We start from the raw sequence: 1,276 nt of genomic DNA on the forward strand, positions 1-1,276 counted from the left end.
TGAGACCTTGTTGTGTCTCTTGCATTGACACAGTCAAATCAAACTTCGCCGTGACGCTCTCCATCTCCACAGGAGTGAGAGTCAAACCGGGCAATTCTAATGTCTCCATCGGCGCATTCTGGAGAGCAAACATCACCTGGAAAACGGGTTGGTGGCTCAAGTCTCTCTCCGGTCGCAGTTGTTCCACTAACTGCTCAAACGGTAAGTCTTGATGAGCATAAGCCCCCAAAGCTACTTCTCGAACTTGACCAAGTAATTGTTGGAAACTTAGGTGACCCCAAAGATGAGTACGCAGAACTAGAGTGTTGACGAAGAATCCAATCAAAGGCTCAATTTCACTCCTGTTGCGATTGGCAATAGGCGTACCCACAAGAACATCGTCCTGCCCTGTGTAGCGGTAAAGTAATACTTTAAACGCTGATAGTAGCGTGATAAACAGAGTTACCCCCTCGCGTCGGCTCAGCGCCTTGAGTGCCTCCGTCAAGTTTTTCGGTAACTCTAAAAATTGGCTGGCACCGCGAAAGGTTTGGACGGCGGGGCGCGGTCTGTCGGTAGGCAACTGTAGGACGGGAAAATCGTTACCCAATTGTTGCTGCCAATAAGCAAACTGATTCTCCAGAACCTCTCCTTGCAGCCACTGTCGTTGCCAGGTAGCAAAATCTGCATACTGAATAGGTAACTCGGGTAGTAGCGAGGGCTTGCCTTCACAGAAGGCTGTGTACAATGCTGCTATCTCCCGAACCAGTATTCCCATCGACCAACCGTCAGAAATAATGTGGTGCATTGTCAAGAGTATCACATACTCTGCCGTGCCCAGTTCTAGCAAAGTGACCCGCAGCAGTGGTCCTTGGGCTAAGTCGAAGGGCTGTTGGGCCTCTCGTGCGCTCAGAGACTGAACTTCCATCTCTCGCTGTGGCGCACTCAGGCCGCTAAGATCCACCATTCGCAGTTCTAGTTGCTGCTGTGGAGCAATGACCTGGACTGGTTCTCCTGCCACGGTGGCAAAAGTGGTTCTCAACGCTTCGTGGCGTTGTACAATCTCGTTGAGGCTCACTTTCAGTGCTGGCACGTTCAACCAACCTTTGAGATGGATGGCGACGGGAATGTTGTAAAACGGACTGCCCGGTTCCAACTGGTCAAGAAACCATAACCGTTGTTGGGCAAAAGATAGGGGCAAGTCTCGCTCCCCTACAATCGGCTGGATTGGTAGAGTTTGTAAACCCGCTCCAGCCCTAATAGTGGTTTCGATGTTCTCAGCAAAGCTGGCTACAGTGGA

General features: G+C 50.9%; 1 protein-coding gene. It reads right to left on the reverse strand.

The window, feature by feature from the left end; all coding sequences use genetic code 11:
• On the reverse strand, positions 1 to 1,276 hold a 1,276-nt coding region (locus ACM0OZ_RS48895; protein WP_414590167.1), incomplete at both ends, for a condensation domain-containing protein.

The sequence above is a fragment of the Scytonema sp. PCC 10023 genome, assembly GCF_963920835.1.
Classification (GTDB): Bacteria; Cyanobacteriota; Cyanobacteriia; order Cyanobacteriales; family Nostocaceae; genus Kalymmatonema.